The 17,758-nt window shown below is 66.8% G+C and carries 14 protein-coding genes; all 14 read left to right on the top strand.

Going from position 1 to position 17,758, the window contains the following annotated elements; translation table 11 throughout:
* Positions 1–171 precede the first annotated feature (171 nt).
* The 14 genes from C8K30_RS05080 (at position 172) to C8K30_RS05015 (ending at position 17,732) form a co-directional block, all read left to right on the top strand.
* Complete coding sequence (locus C8K30_RS05080; protein WP_108491728.1) at positions 172–570, top strand: helix-turn-helix transcriptional regulator; 399 nt, start codon at positions 172–174, stop codon at positions 568–570.
* Between the two features lie 151 nt (positions 571–721).
* Positions 722–1,819, top strand: a complete 1,098-nt coding sequence (locus C8K30_RS05075; protein WP_108491727.1) for a hypothetical protein — start codon at positions 722–724, stop codon at positions 1,817–1,819.
* 160 nt (positions 1,820–1,979) lie between these two features.
* Positions 1,980–2,498: a hypothetical protein gene (locus tag C8K30_RS05070; protein ID WP_108491726.1), complete on the top strand. Its 519-nt coding sequence runs from the start codon at positions 1,980–1,982 to the stop codon at positions 2,496–2,498.
* Positions 2,499–2,961: 463 nt separating this feature from the next.
* Complete coding sequence (locus C8K30_RS05065) at positions 2,962–3,840, top strand: hypothetical protein (protein WP_108491725.1); 879 nt, start codon at positions 2,962–2,964, stop codon at positions 3,838–3,840.
* A gap of 100 nt (positions 3,841–3,940) precedes the next feature.
* On the top strand, positions 3,941–4,951 hold the full coding sequence (locus tag C8K30_RS05060) for a hypothetical protein (protein ID WP_108491724.1): 1,011 nt from the start codon (positions 3,941–3,943) through the stop codon (positions 4,949–4,951).
* 340 nt (positions 4,952–5,291) lie between these two features.
* On the top strand, positions 5,292–6,524 hold the full coding sequence (locus C8K30_RS05055) for an AAA family ATPase (RefSeq protein ID WP_108491723.1): 1,233 nt from the start codon (positions 5,292–5,294) through the stop codon (positions 6,522–6,524).
* 59 nt (positions 6,525–6,583) lie between these two features.
* Complete coding sequence (locus C8K30_RS05050; RefSeq protein WP_108491722.1) at positions 6,584–8,269, top strand: hypothetical protein; 1,686 nt, start codon at positions 6,584–6,586, stop codon at positions 8,267–8,269.
* A gap of 162 nt (positions 8,270–8,431) precedes the next feature.
* Positions 8,432–10,408 carry an AAA family ATPase gene (locus C8K30_RS05045; RefSeq protein ID WP_108491721.1) on the top strand — a complete coding sequence of 659 codons (1,977 nt, stop codon included), beginning with the start codon at positions 8,432–8,434 and terminating at the stop codon, positions 10,406–10,408.
* A 306-nt stretch (positions 10,409–10,714) separates the two neighbouring features.
* Positions 10,715–13,513 carry an ATP-dependent helicase gene (locus tag C8K30_RS05040; protein WP_108491720.1) on the top strand — a complete coding sequence of 933 codons (2,799 nt, stop codon included), beginning with the start codon at positions 10,715–10,717 and terminating at the stop codon, positions 13,511–13,513.
* A gap of 114 nt (positions 13,514–13,627) precedes the next feature.
* Complete coding sequence (locus tag C8K30_RS05035) at positions 13,628–14,245, top strand: hypothetical protein (protein WP_108491719.1); 618 nt, start codon at positions 13,628–13,630, stop codon at positions 14,243–14,245.
* Between the two features lie 65 nt (positions 14,246–14,310).
* Positions 14,311–15,393, top strand: a complete 1,083-nt coding sequence (locus C8K30_RS05030) for an AAA family ATPase (protein WP_108491718.1) — start codon at positions 14,311–14,313, stop codon at positions 15,391–15,393.
* Positions 15,394–15,542: 149 nt separating this feature from the next.
* Positions 15,543–15,914: a hypothetical protein gene (locus C8K30_RS05025; RefSeq protein WP_108491717.1), complete on the top strand. Its 372-nt coding sequence runs from the start codon at positions 15,543–15,545 to the stop codon at positions 15,912–15,914.
* Between the two features lie 57 nt (positions 15,915–15,971).
* Positions 15,972–16,679 (top strand): hypothetical protein, encoded by a 708-nt coding sequence (locus C8K30_RS05020; RefSeq protein WP_108491716.1) that lies wholly within the window; start codon positions 15,972–15,974, stop codon positions 16,677–16,679.
* Positions 16,680–16,694: 15 nt separating this feature from the next.
* Entirely contained in the window at positions 16,695–17,732 is a 1,038-nt protein-coding gene (locus tag C8K30_RS05015) for an N-6 DNA methylase (protein ID WP_108491715.1), read from the top strand.
* The last annotated feature ends 26 nt before the right edge of the window (positions 17,733–17,758 follow it).

Below are 17,758 nucleotides of genomic sequence, written 5' to 3'. Positions count from 1 at the left end.
GGCGTCGGCGTAGCGACGGCCGACCGGCGCGGCCCCGGATCGAGGCCCGCCAACGCGACCCGACGACAGTAGTATTACCGCACTGGAAGGTTTTCCACTAGGGTGGGCATGTCGCGGCGTCCGTAGAGCCGTCGACGAGCCGTATCGCCGATTGCGAGAGGGGCCGGGCCTGTGAGCATTGCGCAGCGACTCGAGGATCTCTTTGCCCAGACCGCCGGGCCTCGTGGCCGTCCGGTCACCATGCAGGAAATCATCGACAGGATGGAACAGCGTGGCATCTCGACGATGTCGCTCAGTTATCTGCAGCAGCTGAGGAAGGGCGAGGCGCAAAACCCCCGGCTGCAGCACCTGCGTGCCCTCGCCGACGCCTTCGGCGTCAAGATGTCCTACTTCGACGACGACATCGCACCGAGCCAAGACGTCGAACGAGAGCTGACGCCGCAGGAGCGCACCATCGCGCTACGGGTCCACGGTCTGAGCCCGGACGCTCTGTCCAGCATCGAGGCCATCATCGAGTTCGCCCGCAAGAGTGAGCAGCTCGATGACCCTCAGCCCGACCCGCGCCACTGACGGTGCGCTTGATCAATTCCAGCCGACTCAAGGCTGTGCTCGGTGCTTCCCCGGCGTGCGCTGCCAGCGGGTAGCGCAGAGCTGCCGAGGTGTGTCGTCGTGAACGTTCTGCCGTGCTCGACTTCATCTGCGTAGAAGCAGGAGGCCAGCCATGCTCTCGATCCTCATCGTCGGTGTCGCCGCCGCGATCGTCGTCGTGATCACGTTCGTCCACAAGGGACGCGGTGACCGATCCAGGCTGTTGCGCTATGCCGTCATCACGATGCTCATCGCGGCAGTCCTGCGCGAGCTCGCGCCCGTCCAAGGGCTGCCGGCGATCGATCTGCTCAAGCGCCTCACCTTCCTCGTCACGCAGACGGCCTCCATCCTGCTGATGCTCACCTTTCGGCGAACGTCCGTCACCCGTCATGCAGCGCGCCGGATCTGGATCGCGACCGCAGTGGTCGGAGCGGCAGCGGCTGTGCTCGTGTGGTTCGTACCCACGCACAGCGACGGCACCCTTTACACCCACGCCGAGGCTGCCGGTTCTCCTGCCGGCATTGCGTACTACGGTCTGTACGAAGCCACCATGATCGTCACGGCCCTCGTGGTCGGCGTCGGATGCTGGTCCGCTCTGGTCAAGCCTGGGCAGCCCGTTGTCGCACGACTGTCGTTGGTGATGATCGGCATCGCCGCGGTGGGCACCGTCGTCTATGTCGGGCTGGGGCTCTATGCCCTGGCCGGGGGCAGCGCGCCGACGTCCGTGCTCAGGGGTCAGGTCTACCTCGTCACGCTGGTCCTGCTGCTGACGGGACTCGCCATCGGCGGCCTGCGCAAGATCGTGGTCGAGGGACAGCAGGCGCTGACCATCCACACAGCGACCGACGTCATCGAGCCCCTGTGGCGCGCGGCGGTGACGCTGCACCCGGACGTCGTGCTCCCCAGGCAGGGGTTCAGCCGGCGCGAACGGCTGATCCGCCTCGTCGTGGAGACCCACGACGCCCTGGGCCTCGTGCGGCGCGACTCCGACCACGCCTTGGATGTCGTCCGTGACCGCTACACCGATGACCCGAAGCTCACCGCTGGGCTTCTCCTGCACCTGCTGGGCGAGGACGCGGTGCCGGATTCGCCCGGGCGCGTGACACGCCTGCTGATGCACCTGATCAGCGGGATGAGGAACGAGGCCCTGATGGCCTCGATCAAGGACCTGTACGAGATCCGGCGTGCCTGCGGCTCGCGCGACCAGTGGTGGCAGCCGGCGACCGTGTGAAGCCGCTGCCTCCAGCGCAGCAGGGCCACCGCCGGTCACATGTACACGGGTGGAAATAATTCCAGCCATGAGGCATGATCGCAGTATTCACCCGGTGATGCCGACACCCAGGACCGCCGCATCACGGGCTCCTTGGCCGCGTATGTGAAGGAGTGCACCGATGCTTCACCCCCCAGAGGCACATGACTGCGACGAGTTCCGGGGCTTCGACGAAGCCAGGCGCATCCTGTGGTGCCATGAGGCTCGCGCCCGCGTGCGTGAGCGTCTCGAGCTCACGACCTATCTTCTGGACGCAGGTGTCGCAGCCGTCTACGTCGACAACTTCACCCGGGCCGACCGGGACGTGCTCGCCGCGTTCGACGCGGACGGCCGGCAGGTCTCCACTGACACGCTCTATGTCGACGAACCGGAGCAGCGCCTCGAGGTGGCCGTCGAGTTTGACCACGACTTCACCGGCCTGATGGTGCCGGCCGGATCCCAGCTCGCCCAGGCCGTCGCGCGTGAGGACGGGTGGATCATCGACATGTCGGTGCTGCGTGACTACGACCTCGTGGCTGACCGTCGGGCGGCGCAGCGAGCGATGTTCATGGCGCACCTGCAGGACATGATGAAGACCGGCCAGGCTCGTGGCTTCCTGATCGGCTGGGAGGATGGCCGCGGGGACGCGGACGCGGCCTGAGCGTCGCTGGTCCCGATCTGCTGTCACCTTCTGGAAGGCCCCGCCGGCGTGCGCCTGGCGGGGCCTCTTCGCTCCCAAAGGGCTTACGAAGCAAAGCTACCCGGGCCGCGCAGAAGGATCAGCAGAGCTGATCCGGGCGGCGAGGCGAGACGTGCGGATCCCACGCTGTGTCCGATGAGGGGCTGCGCGCCTGCCCGGCTCTGACCGGTCCAGCGGTGCATCGCGGACCCGGGCGGAGACATGCTCCATTGCCCGTGTCCAGCCTCCGGGTGACGCCCTGGGCGGCTGGTGCGTGCCCGGTCGCGGCTATCGCCCTCCGAGCGTGATGCCGTCGTCCTCCTTTACTGGCCATCACCGCTCCTGTCTAATGTATAGATCTATGACATAGGCGAATGGCAATGTGTCCCAACCGGTCCGAGAGCGTGACAGATCACTGATCCACCAACCGAAGGAATGCACCACCATGACCACTTACTCCGTCTCAGCCAGCCAGCTCACCGAAGGCACGGCGGTCTTCGTCCGCGGCAAGCTCGCGTTCGCCCGGCTCGCGCGTCTCATCGAGGGCAAGGAGCTCGCGGCGAGCGACCAGCGCCGGGTGAACAACGGCATGAACCCCGTCGGCAAGCCCCACACCACCGCGACCATCACCGAGGCCGAGGTCCAGCTCGCGGACCCGGGCCATCCGACCCTCGCGGAGCAGTTCGTCGCGGAGCGGTGCTACACCTCGAAGCGAAACCCTGACAGCGGTGCGAACTACTCGATCGACTCGCGGGGCAGCAGCCTGCCGATGATCGTGATCCCGTCCGACAAGGACGACGGCACCTACGACCAGGACACCTCCGGTCAGGAGCTCGCCCAGGGCCTTGACGTCACGCTCGTGCTGCGGGTGTACAAGCCGAAGAACTTCAGCAACCGCGGGCTGGCTCTCGACCAGGTCATCGTCCATGAGCAGCCCCGCTACTACAACGTCGGTGTCGACGCCAACGAGCTACGCGCGCGCGGGATCGTGCTCAACAGCCCGCTGCGTGCAGTCCAGGCGTCCGAGGCACGGCCCGCCACAGACGCCCAGCACGAGTCGATCGGTAGCGAGATCGAGGACGGTCTGTCCTTCCCGGCTCCGCAGCCTGCGGCCGGACCGGCGGCCGACCCCTGGCAGGTCCCGGTCCAGAAGGCAGTAGTCGACCCGGCTGCGCCCACCGCCCCGGAAGAGACGATCGAGGAGAAGCTTGCTCGTCTCCAGGCCGAGAACGAGAGGCTGAAGGACGCCGGCTCCGCCGTCGGCGCAGGCCCGTGGGGCAACGCGGGCCAGGCTCCGCAGGCCGGGATCACGTACGAGGGCTGATCCACGCCGACCACTGACGAGACCCCATGTACTCGCGTTCGCGCGGTACGGGGTCTCGTCTTCCCGCCCGACGGCCGGCTCTACCGAAGGCGTACCCGCGATGACCCCAGATGATCCCCATGCCTGGTTCCCGCAGTTCTACGAAAACCCAGCGATCCGAGCTCTCGCCGACGCACGCCGGTGGACCATCTCGGGTCAGATCGGAGACGACCTCGACAAGCCACCGACACGCAAGGCGCCGGTCGACATCCGGCACCTGCTTAGCACGGGCCGGGTCAGGGGCGCCTGGGCCACGGACGAGGCTTGTCTGGTCACCCTGGACGAGCTCACGCGAGCCGTCCCCGATGCGGCGAACAACGCCTTCTACCTGCAAGCCCAGACCGACGGGCTGGTCGTCCTGGACATCGAGCCCAGCTGCCCACCTGAGGTTGCGGCCGACCTGCTCCGGCTGCCCGGCACGCTCTACTCCGAGCTGTCCATGTCCGGCAAGGGGTTCCACCTGCTGGCTGCCCTGCCACGCAACTTCCATGACTTTCCCGTCGCGGCGGCCAAGCGTGTGCTGCGGGAAGAGCATCGGTGGTACGAGCTGCTCCTGGACCACTGGGTGACACTGACACGCCGGCCGATACCCGAGGAGATCGTCGCGTCCGCCGGCGCGCGGTCCCGGCCGACGGCATTCGCCTCGTTCGAGGACCTCTACGCCGAGCTGGCGACGAAGGCCCGCGAGTCCGCGGCAGGTTCTGCGTCGGACATCGAGACGACAGTGGAGATGCCGGAGATCCCCTACGCCCAGGAGATCGTCCAGCAGACCCTGGCGACCGCACGCCACCAGCTGCGGGCTCCGGAGGACTTCGACCACGATCTGTCCCGCTGGGAGTTCTCCGTCCTCGCCTCGTTGCACGCCTGGATGATGACCCAGATACGGGCCTACAACGCGCTGAGTATCGAGTACTCGCCCAGCGACATCGCCTGGCTGCTCTACCGCGCGGCGCTGGAGATCATCCCTGCGCGTCCCAAGCACGGCCAACGGCGCAACGGCCGGCCCTTCCTCCTTGACCGCGCCGCCGCCCTGGTCGCCGACCGCGAGGCCGCCGCGCCACCGGATTCCTGACCCCCGCACCGCACGCTCTCCGAGCGGTCGCGTGCCCGCTCGCTCGACACCAGTTCGCGGGTGGCTCGTAGCGGCAAGGACGCGGGCCAGAGCCTGTATCGCGCGGAGCGCGATCGGGTGGCGGCCGGCGGCAGCCGCCCACGTCCGTCAGTCGTGTTCCGGGTCGTCTCGGTCGATACCTCGCCCGGACTCCGGTGTCCGAGACCGCGCGCAGGCGCTGCCCCACTGCATCGGCACCACCTCATCTGGATGCCTCGCGCCCCGCGCGGTTCCGGTTGCTGCGGCGGCTCGGGCAACCAGCCCCTCCCATCGCCACATCACAGAAGGAACGCCCTCGATCATGAAGTTCACCGACACCCTCTCCGAAATCGTCAAGCAGGACCTGGAGGTCGGGATCGTCCCCGCCCTGATGGGCGAGCCCGGCATCGGCAAGTCGTCCTTCGTCGACGCCCTCGCCTATTCCATGGGCACCAGAGCCTTCGTCCTCCCGGTCAACCAGCTCGCGGACAAGGCGGACCTGACCGGTGCGCGTCTGGTGCCCACCGCCGACGGCAAGTCCTACACGCAGGTCTTCTACCCGCACCACGTCATCCAGGACGTCATCGACTACGCGCTGGCCAACCCGCGCGAGTGGCCGATCCTCTTCCTCGACGAGATCAACCGCACCTCCACCGACGTCACCTCCGGTGCCCTGACCCTGGTCACGCTGCGCAAGATGGGGCACATCGAGCTGCCGCAGAACGTCCGCCTCATGGTCGCCGGCAACGACAAGGGCAACGTGACCACGCTCGACGAGGCCAGCCTGTCGCGCTTCGCGATCTACCACGTGGAGCCCGACGCACCGACGCTGATCCAGATCCTCGGAGACGACCTCAACCCCTGGGTCAAGAAGGTCCTGACGCAGTTCCCGGCCCTCGTCTTCCAGAAGTCCACGCTGAGCGCCATCGTGGCCGACGGCAGCGACGACGAGGACGACGACACGGTCACCATGGCGGAGCTGTTCGACTCCGGCGAGGAGATGAACCAGATCACCACGCCCCGCACCATCGATAACCTGTCGAGGTGGCTGAACAAGGCCGACCGGCAGCAGCTCGCGCAGTACCTCCAGACCCCGACCCAGACCCAGGGACGAGAGGGCACCGAGCTGCACGAGATCGTCGAGGCCAAGGTCGGCAACACCCTCTTCGCCACCCAGCTCATCGCAGCGATCGCGGAAGACCTCGCCTCGGGTGCCGGAAGCCCCCAGCCCCTCCGAGTCAACGTACCCAAGCCGAACTGCTACGCCGGCCTCAAGGCAGCGACCACCGTCACTGACCTCGCCGACCAGATCGCCCTGCTCACGGACAACGAGAAGTCCGGTTCGCTGCTGTACGCCCTCAAGGACAGCGACGACAACGCGCGCCTGATCGAGCAGCTCGCCCAGGGCATGAACCAGATCGAGGCAGAGCACACCCGAACCCTCTTCGAGATGGTGACCGGCCAGCAGATCAACCGCCAGAACCTCGAGGCGTTCATCGACAGCGACACCGCGATCGCCAACAGCGTCAAGCCCGCCCTGTCAGCGTTCCTGTGACGGACGCCGGTCGGCCGGCGCGACGTCGCCCGGCTGCGGTCGAAGAAACGGAGTAGAGCATGACGATCACCGTCACCAATCAGAAGCCGGCTGTGCTCGACCCCCTGCACCTGATCTCGTGCACCGGAGCCTACGATCCCCTGAACGCGGCGCAGGCGACGCTGGTCGATCCGCTGCTGCGCCCGTTGAACTCGGCGTCACCAGTGCGCATCACGAACACGCAGGGCGCCGATCTGTCCGGCGACATCCTGCCGCTCATCCTGGACTGCCTCGGCGAGACCGTGCAGCCGGCGAGCGAGCAGGCCGTCAAGGAGCTCCTCGGTCAGACCTTGGTCAACTTCGACCAGAACACCTCCTTGCCGGTGCGGGAGATGTTCGCCGCCCAGGCGGGGCACCGGAACAAGCTGCCAGCGCCAGGACCCACCGTGCTCTACACGGCCCAGGACGACGTCATCCCAACGGCCAAGGGACTGCTCGGCGGCGCGCACGACGACAGCCTGTTCTTCGCCTCACTGGCCTACGCCTACCACCCCGACACACTGGGATTCTGGTTCCAGTCCAGCGCTGCGTTCAACGACTTCAAGGCGTGGCTCGTCCAGCAGACCTCGGTCATGAGCTCGTCGCTGCCACCCGATACGCGCAAGCTGTTCGGGGACTTCGCGAAGCTCTCGCTCAACGGGCTCACCGAGTCCCTCCTGCTGCGCAAGGACGACAACGACCAGAACGATGAACGCTCTTTCGCACGGGTCCTCGTCCACATGCTCATGCTCTACGTGGAGCAGGAACGTCAGCACGCCTCCCAGAGCGGTACGAGCGTTGCTACCGGCGTCCTGCCGTTCACCGTGGGAGAGCTGTTCTGCCCGCTCTCGCTGGTCCTGGTCAACGTCGAAGCCCACGCCCGGGCTGTGCACGGCAAGGTCACGACCGAGTGGAGGCTCATCAACCAGTCGCTGGCCTCACCCGTCAAGGTGGTCTCGAACCGGGCGCTGTCCAGGCTCACCGCGCTGCCGCGCGTGGCGGCCAGGGCCGCGATGCAGGCGGTCAGGAACCGGCCCGGCATTCCCAGCGGCCGCTCGGCACGGGTGACGTTCCGCAAGCAGCCGCCGAGCAAGGTCGACCTCGTCAAGGACCTGACCAAGGTGCTGAGGCGGATGGGCACCGTCAACCGCTCGCAGAACATCTTCCGCAGCTCGCGCACCAGCTTCGCCAAAGCCAACCGGCGCAACCCGGACGACTTCAACAAGCCGGGCCGGATCACGTCGACGCGCTACATGCCCGACCTGCACGTCTTCGTCGACACCTCCGGCTCGATCAGCGAGAAGAACTACCAGGAGGCGGTGATGATGCTCATCCAGGTCGCCAAGAAGCTCAACGTCAACCTGTACTTCAACTCCTTCAGCCACATCCTGTCCCAGGAGGTCATGCTGAAGGTCCAGAACAGGTCGGTGAGCCAGATCTGGAAGGAGTTCCGCCGAGTCCCCAAGGTCTCCGGCGGCACCCAGTTCCGTCAGGTCTGGGACTACATCAATGCCAGTCCTGTACGTCGTCGCCGGCTCTCGCTGATGATCACCGACTTCGAGTGGCCCCCACCGTCGGCCCGCGTCGACCACCCGGTCAACCTCTACTACGCACCGTGTTCCGCCATGGACTGGAACGACATGGTCCAGTCCGCTCAGCGGTACGCGCGCGGTATGCGCCATATCGACCCCAGCATCAAGCAGAAGCTCCTCGGCATGGTCCTGTGACCGCGCCGTGCGCCGACAGAAGGTGCCGCCCGGTGAACCGGGACGGCACCTTCTGTCGTGCCCAGGCACCTGCGCTCTCCTACCTACCTTCGCCGGCCCGAGGACGTGCCTGTTCGGCACGCACGGTGACCGTGCAACCCACACCAGAGGAGGACCCCGGTCATGGGACTCTCGGGACTTTCGAACTTCACGTCGGGTGGTTCCGACGACGACAAGAACGGCTCCGGCGGTCTCCCGCCAGGGTTCCCGCCTGCTGGACCTCCACCCGCGGGGGCCGATGACGCTGTCGCCGAACTTCTCGTCGACTACAACGAGAAGTTCAAGAACGCCGACCCGACCCGGTTCCGCGATGCGCTCATCGAACAGGTCCTCTCGGTCACGATCAGCGCGACCAAGCCCAACGCACTCCTGGTGGGTTCCGCCGGCGTGGGCAAGACAAAGATCGTCGAGGACATCGCCCGCCGGATCGCGCTCGGCGACACCCTGATCCCGGATCAGCTGCGGGACCACACGATCTACGAGCTGCCGATCACCAACATCATCGCCGGGTCCGGCATCGTCGGCGCGCTCGAGGAAAAGGTCAAGGCGGTCGTCGAGTTCGCATCCGACCCCAGGAACAAGGCCATCCTGTTTATCGACGAGATCCACCAAATCACCGGCGGGTCCGGCAGCCACGGTGACTCGACCGGCCGCAAGATCTCCCAGATCCTCAAGCCCGCCCTCGCGCGAGGCGTCATGTCGGTGATCGGAGCGACCACCACCAACGAGTCCCGGGCCTTCGACGAGGACCCGGCCTTCTCCCGCCGCTTCACGCGGCTGATCGTCGACGAGCTCACGACCGAGCAGACGGAGCTCGTGCTGCGATCTGTCCGGCCGGGCCTGGTGAGCCACTACCGCCACCAGATCAGCATCTCCGACGACGTCCTGGCCGAGACGGTCAGGGTCGCGGAGACGCACTCCCGAGCCGGGCAGCACCGTCCCGACAACGCCATCACCCTGCTCGACCGGGCGATGGCCGACCGGGTACTGGAGCAGAAGCGTCTCATCATCCAGGCGGAGACCAAGGGCGACACCACACTGGCGCAGACCCTGCGGTCCATCTCGCCCATCCAGCTGACCAGCACCCGGGTGCTCGACGTAGCGGTCCGCCTCATGACCGGCAACGCGCAGCCCAAGGAGCTCAATCTCGCCACGCTGCGCGCCACGCTCACCAGCAGACTGCGCGGTCAGGACGACATCCTCGACAAGCTCACCGACCGCCTCGCCCGGGAGTCGCTCGACCTGTTTCCCACCAAGACACCCATGACGTGGATGTTCGCCGGCGCCTCGGGCGTGGGCAAGACAGAGACCGCGAAGATCATCGCCGAGCAGATGACCGGTATGGAGCCGATCATCCTCAACATGGCCGAGTACCACACCCAGTGGTCCTCGTCGAAGATCATCGGCGCGCCTCCCGGTTACATCGGCTCGGACTCCAACCAGGAGCTCCCGTTCGACACGCTGGAGTCCAACCCTCACAGGGTGGTCCTGCTCGACGAGTTCGAGAAGGCCGACAGGGCCGTGCAACGGCTCTTCCTGTCTGCCTTCGACGAGGGCTACATCCGCAACGCGCACGGCAAGCTCCTGGACTTCTCCAAGGCACTGGTCATCTGCACGACCAACGCCGCACGAGAGTCGCTCAGCGGTAACCGCACCGGATTCGGGTCGGCGCCCACGACTGTGTCCAACAAGAGCCTGACCAAGGCGCTGGCCGACTTCTTCGACGCTGAGCTCCTGGCCCGGTTCTCCCTCGTCGTGGGATTCAACCCGATCGACGAGCCCACCTACCGCGACGTCATGGCGGCCGACTACCTACGTCAGCGGGAGCGGATCCTCACCCTGAAGCCCCGCGCTGCCCAGGGGCTGCCCGCCCAGATGCCCGACGACGAGCTGAGAGCCATCGCCGAGGCCACCTACGTCGCCTCCCAGGGCGCACGTCCGGCTCGTCGGGCCGTCCGAGCCTGGATCGAGGACCAGCTCATGACGGCCCACAACGTCAACGTGTCCCCGCCCGCTCCGCAGGACCTATCGAGCAGCATCCCCGCAGCCGATCCCGCGTCGTCGTCGACGTCCCCTGCCCCCGCTTCACCCACGGAGTGAAGCCACGGTGACGGACGCTCACGCGCCCGGGTAGCGCGTGGTGGCTCCGCATGGCTGCGCCACTGCCGAGCTCAGGGGTCTGACGCCCCCTGACGGGTGGGTCGAGAGAAACACGGACGCGGTCCGGCATCTGTGACGGGCCGCGTCCGTGCCGGAATCTGCACGTCTGACCAGGCGCCACCCACCGTGGCTGATGCGCCAGCCTGCGGCAGTCGACCGGCCGTTCGGACCGCGTCAAGACCGCGCGGTCAAAGGTCTCTCCCTCTTCGCGATCCGCCTCCTACCCGGCCGACGAAAGACGACATCATGCCTATCCTGCTCGATGACATCGACCTCTCGACGGCCGCCATGGCGAGCAAGAGAGTCGACCCGAAGTTCTTCTCCTCGAAGCTGACCGGGTCCGGCAAGAAGACCGGCCTGCTCAACGAGAGCCTCCGGCCGGTCAACACGACCACCAACACGGCTTACGCCATGACGAACGACATCGAGGTCAAGCACAGCTCGACGCAGCACGACATCACGACCTCGCACGTCCCGCTCGCGCCGATCACCCGCCGGTCCCTGAACGCTGGTGGGTCCTTCACCCTGCCGACCCCGCACGTCGACGACCGTTTCGCCGTGGACACCTCGGCCAGCCGGCACGACGACTGGGACGTCGTCTTCGACATGACCCCGCAGGCGCTCGTGCTCTACGAGGACAGGTCCGGCGACCGGCCCGCGCGTGACCTGGTCATCCAGTACCGGATGGAGCTGTCCTTCCTCAAGAAGGGGTTGCCCGAGCCGGCGCACGTCACAGCGGTGTCGCTGACCGCCGGCTACGGCAACCACGACGCCGCGGTGTTCCTCCAGTGGGACACCAGCCCGCTGGACAACGCCCGCGCCTTCATCCAGGAGGCCCTGCTCAACGCCGGGCTGACGGGCTCGAACCTGGCCGACGAGCTCGACCAGTGGCTGCGGGAGTACCCGGTCTACGAGCGGATCACGCGCCTGGCCGAGATCTGGGACTCCGAGACGATCGCCGACGAGGTCTGCCGGTACGTCCGGGACATGCCCGCCGGCCCGACGCAGGAACAACTGAACATGCTCGCCGTCCAGCTGCGCTACCTGGAGAACTACAACGTCCCGCTCGAGGCCTACCGTTCGATCCACCGCCAGCTCGGGCAGACCTTCTCCGACCAGGTCGCCGCGACCCTCTCGAAGCAGAACCTCAGCCTCCTGATGAACCACACGCTCGCGCACCTGGAGCAGATGAAGCCCCAGTTGACGGTCCCCACAGTGCCGGCCTCGCCTCCGGCGCTGCCGGGGCACCTTTCCAAGCAGCAGCTCGACGCACTAACCACGCACGAGCCCTTGGTCATGACGCAGGCCGGTGCCGGCACGGGCAAGTCCACCGTCATCCTCGAGCGCATCAAGTACCTCGAAGCCTGCGGGGTCCCGGCCAGCGACATCACGGTGCTGAGCTTCACCAACGCGGCAGCCGACAACATCACAGAAAAGAACCCGAACGTCGGCTCGATGACGATCGCCCGGAAGATCATCGACATCTACGCGCTGAACCACCCGACCCACAAGGTCTCCGCGATCGACACGATCATCAACTCGATCGACATCTTCTACCCGAACGACCAGCTCGCAGCACAGTTCCGGATGCGCCTGCTGGAGGTCGACAAGAACAAGACCGGCGCCTTCACAGCACTGAACACCTTCGTCGAGATCCACTTCGACGCGGTGATCGCGCTGCTCGACCGTATCGAACAGACCTCCCTGGAGCTGCAGATCATCATCTGCTACCAGCGCATCGACACCATGGCCGAGCCCGCGCACGTGGCCTCGAAGTACCTCATCATCGACGAGGTCCAGGACAACAGCGTGTTCGAGTTCATCTACGTGCTGAAGTACATCACCAAGCACGCCCAGAGCCTGTTCATCGTCGGAGACGCCTCCCAGACCCTGTACGAGTTCCGCTCGGCGAACCCGAGGGCCCTGAACACGCTGGAGAGCTCCGGAGTCTTCACGACGTTCCGGCTCACGACCAACTACCGCAGCAACCAGGAGATCCTGGACTTCGCCAATGTCGTGCTGGGCGGCCTGGAGACCAACCAGTTCGCCAACATCCAGCTGCAGGCGAACTCGCTCGTGGTCCCCACGGCGGACTCGTTCCGGCAGAAGGTCACACTGGACTACCGCCCGGTCACCAGGATCACGGACTTCGTACCCCAGGACCTGCAACCGCTCGTCCACAACGTCGTCGTGCCCACGTACGTGGACAGCTGCCTCAGCCGGGGCGAGCAGGTCGCCTTCCTGGCCTACTCACGCCGTGAGGTGGCCCAGATCCAGAAGGCGCTCGAGAAGAGGTACCCGAGCAAGCACGTCGCGTCCCTGGTCAGCGAAAAGGTCTATGCGACCGACATCTTCTCCAAGTACATCAAGCTCTACTGGAACGACGTCCTGCAGGTCCAGCCGGGCAACGCGGCGTTCGTGGTCTCCCAGGGGATCAAGGACAACATGGACAAGCTGACCAGGAACGCCGGCGCCACGAACGTCGAGAAGGCGATCCTGCGCACCATCTCCGAGTGGTGGGTCGAGAACAGCCTCACCATCAACGGGTGGGTCGCGCTCTACAACCAGGGTGCTCTCGCGCACACGGTGTTCTTCGACCAACTCCGGGACAACCTCCTGTCCTTCGAGATCCAGCGCAACCAGAAGAAGCTGAACGTCAACAAGCAGAAGAACCAGGAGCGCAAGCGGAAGAACCTCGAGTCCAAGGCAGACCTCGTCGTCTCGACGATCCACGGTGCCAAGGGCCTCGAGTTCGACAACGTCGTCGTCCTGTACAAGGAAGACACGACGATGAGCCAGGACACCAAGCGGATGTACTACGTCGCGTTCACCCGGGCGATGAACAGCCAGTACGTCCTGTCCTACGGAACGGCGAAAAATCCGCCGATCCAGAGCAGCTACGAGCGGATCGTCAACACCCTGACCGAGCGCGACAAGAGAAGTGCGCTCCTGGCTCAGGGCATCGACCCGGACCTCGTGGACGACAGCGACGACGACGGCAGCCCCGGCGTCGACACCGGCCGCCCGGCCGGCCAGGCCGGCTGACGACCACCGTCCCCCAGACCCACGGCCGCGGGCGTCTCGCACTGCTCAGGTGCGCCCGCGGCCGTGGTCTTCCCCCTCTCCCGGCCTAGGGACGCAGCCCGAAGGAGCACACCGATGAACGCGCCCAGCATCCGGGACTCCGGCGAGCTCGCCCCGGGCCCCTGCACGACCTACGACCTGATCGTCTGCCACGACGACCGCGTCGTCTTCCACGACCACTACGCCACGGCCGAACAGCGCCTGAACGTGTGCGTCGGGATCCTCACCGCCTCGGACATCCTGGCCGACACGATCACCTCCGACCGCGCCGGCCGCGTCCACGACCTCCACCACGCGCACGTCTCGCAGTGGCGTACCGATCCCGACTCGGTCGTCAACGCCATCGCCAAGCTCTGCCGCGCCTGGGGCATCCAGGTGTACGTGAGCACCACCGAGAAGAGGACTGCGGCACCCCGGACGCTCTACTCGGTCATCACCGAGTACGGCCCAGGCCAGATGGTCGCCGAGCACTTCGCCGACCGGGCCGGCCGCACCACGAGCCTCATCGAGCGCGCCCAGCAGTTCTTCGCCGCCCCGGGCCACATCCCTGACAGCGTGCTCGACGACGAACAGCGCCTGGCAGCGCTGGTGGCGACCTTCCTCATGCCGGCCACCGTCTGCCTGACGGAGTCCGTGCTTGACGAGGACCACGGCACGTACCGGCCCGCCGGCCAGTCGCTACCGATCCGCTGAGCACCCAGCCGTCGACGCACTGGCACCACTGCCACCCACGACTCCAGCGAAAGCGAGACCCACACATGCCCGCATCGACGATCGTCGCCTCCGGAGGCGCGCTGCGACTGTACGGCGACTCCGTGCAGACCTACACCGAACTGCCCGTGGGCACCTACACCATCGCGTTCTCGCAGCTGAGCGGGTACAGCCTTCACCGGGCCGAGCCCCTCGCCCCGGGCGAGGAGACCGTCTACGGCAACCATGCCGCCCGTGTGCAGCGCATCATCACCGGCTACGCGGCGATGAACAGGTCCCTTGGCGTCATCCTCTCCGGCGACAAGGGCATGGGCAAGAGCCTCATGATCCGCATGCTCGCCGAGCGCATGCGCGAGCAGCACGGCCTCCCGACGATCCTCGTGCAGCACTCCACACCCGGCCTGGCTTCGTTCCTGGACGAGCTCGGAGAGGCGGTGGTGGTCTTCGACGAGTTCGAGAAGGTGTTCGCCAACGAGGGCGAGGACGAGTCGCAGAACCAGTTCCTGAGCCTGTTCGACGGCCTGAGCACGACCAAGCGCCTCTACGTCCTCTCGGTCAATGAGCTCGGCCGCGTCAACGACTTCATGCTCAACCGCCCCGGACGGTTCCACTACCACATGCGGTTCGCCTACCCGGAGCCCGAGACGGTCGCCACCTACCTGCGCGACCAGGTCCCCGGGATCCTGGACACCCAGGTGGACCAGGTCGTCGACTTCTCCCACAAGTACGACGTGAACTTCGACCACCTGCGAGCCATCGCCTTCGAGGTCCGGCTGGGGGCATCGTTCACCGAGGTCATCGGCGACCTCAACATCAAGCGCACCGAGCGCTCGGGTGCGCACGTCGAGGCGCACATCACCTGGGACACCGGTGATACGGACACCATGGCCGGTCCCGTCGACCTCTTCGACCGGGACAGCACACAGTCGATCTACGACTGGGACCTCGAAGCGAACCTGAGGTTCCGGGTGCGCGACGCCGTGCCGACCGATAACGGCTACCTCCTGCCGGCCGGGACCTTCGAGCTCGTCGAGACCCGCGAAGCGGACCGCAAGGGCGAGGGCGCTGGAACTCGCGCCGCGGTCTCCGTCGTGCTGCGCCGCCCACAGCGACGCTCGATCGACTTCTGAAGCGACGTCTGTCGGCGCGCACGACCGCCGGCCGTGGTTGCCCGCCGACCTGCACCGCGCTCGCGCCGGGCAGACCCCGAGGGGTCCCGCTCGGCGTGCCCTGGCTGGCGGCGCGACGTCCCGAACCCACCCCGACCCAGGAGCGCACCATGGCCACACCCCGCTACGTCGACTGCCCGAACTGCGGCGAGAAGCGCGACACCTCTGGGAACTACACCTCGCCAGCTAACCAGGAGCGTGACCAGCGCCGATGGGCCGAAGAGCACGAGTCCGGAAAGTGCGCCGCAAACGGCCCTCGTGCCTTCTCCCGCGACCAGATCAGCGGCGCGCTCAACCGTGCTGCCGACGCCGTCACAGACCTCGCAGCACAGGACGACCGTGTCGGTGACGCGATCAACCTCGTCGTCAACGCGACGCTGACGTTCCTCGAGTCGCCCGACGCCGACCTCGAGGCAGCCGTGGCAGCCAACTACAGCGATTCGGTCGATGACGTCCTGGGGTGGGTTCGCGCCGGCAACTGACCCTCGACGCCTACGCGTCCCGATTCCATACCTGCCACCCCGCAAGGAGCCACCACCATGAGCTCGTCCATGCTCATCGGGACCCTCGCCGTCCCGGCCGACCGCATCGAACCGCCAGACTTTGACCACGGCCGCCGGACGCTTGAGGAGACCGACGACGTCTCCCAGTTCACCTTCGACGACCCCGATAACGAGATCCGCGACCTCCTGCCCGATCTCCACCACACCGTCGAGGTCACTGATGACCACGGTCAGCCGATCCTGGCGTACGCGCAGCAGGCGGGTGCCGCGATCATCGACAGCCTGGAGGAAGCGCTTGCGTCCAACCAGACCAGCTTCCTGGTCGTAGCCGGCTACGAGATCTACTTCTCCGCCGGCCGGTCCTGGGGAGGCGCGCCCACGGACGCCGCCGACGCGATGTGGGACGCCGACAAGCTGCCCGAACCTGTGCTGCTGGCCATGGGCTTCATCCGCGACTACAGCAAGCCGCTCGCCCGGAAGAACGGCAACCCGGGACACGTCACCGACACCGACGTCGTCGACGCGATCGCACTGGGACTCGGCACCCAGCCGCAGTGGTCCGGCGCGGATGAGCTCCAGTGGATCGCAGACGCGGTCGGTGCCGTCCGCGAGCGGCCCGGGAGCACCGAGCCGGCCCAGTACCTGCGGGCCTTCACCGAGCAGCACGCCTTCGACCCGACCAGCAGCGACTTTCTCGCGCAGTACGTCAGCCACGACGCAGGGACGGACAACGACCGAGAGTAAAGGAGCGCCCGCGCCATGACGACCCTGAAGAAGCTCCTGGAAGCGAACACCGGGTCGGGGCGGCGGCGCGTGACGCAGGTCTTCCAGGACTTCTGCGAGCTGGGCGCTCTCGCGATCCGCAACGTTGTCCAGCGACGTGGTTTCGATGAGCGCGAGGACCGGTATCTCTCCATCGCCGCGACCTACACGCCCGAGGAGATGGACCGGTTCGCCACCGCACTGGCGTACCTCACGCTGGAGCTGCAGGCCCGCCTGTCGGACGTCCTCGGGACGCTGTACATGAGCCTCGATCTCGGCAACCAGCGCCTCGGGCAGTTCTTCACGCCGTACGAGGTCAGCGTGCTCGCCGCGAGGATAACCGCTGGGGACCTGGTCCAGCGCCTGCAGACCCAGGAGTTCGTGACGGTCGGCGAGCCCACCTGTGGATCGGGCGGGATGGTCATCGCGACCGCTGAGGCCCTGCGCGACGCCGGGGTGAACTACCAGACGTCCATGCACGTGACCGCTCAGGACATCGACAGCACGGCCGTGCACATGACGTACATCCAGCTGGCGCTGCTGCACGTCCCCGCGATCGTCGTGCACGGCAACACCCTGACCATGGAGCGGCGCGACATCTGGCCCACGCCCGCGCACGTCCTCGGGGGCTGGCATGCGAAACTGCGCCCCCGCGGTGCCGATGGGCTCACCAGCTCCGAGCCTCCTACCGCCAACCACCCTGCCGGCCATGTCGTCTCCGGGGCCGACGCGCCCTCGCAGACCGGTGGGACCGGTGCAGCGGACAAGACGCTCATACTCTGCGAGTGCTGTGCCCTCAAGCTGGACAAGGACGATGACTCGGCCTGCCGCGGCCTCCATCACCACACCCACCCTGGCCTCGACGCACCTACCAACGCGGTCATCTCCCACGGGCCGCTCACCTGGGACGGCGCCCATGACCTGGCATGCCAGGGTCACCAAGGCGGCATCGTCCGCCCCAGCGAGACGTACTGGCTCACCTCGGCCATCAGCACGCAGGTCGACCCGCTGACCAAGAGCGTCGTCGGTCCGTAAGATCGGCGGCGGTTCGTCCTGCCGCC

It is taken from the genome of Promicromonospora sp. AC04 (genome assembly GCF_003058225.1).
GTDB lineage: Bacteria > Actinomycetota > Actinomycetes > Actinomycetales > Cellulomonadaceae > Promicromonospora.
The sequence above is the reverse complement of the archived record's forward strand: the minus strand, read 5'-3'. Positions and strand labels throughout refer to the sequence as shown.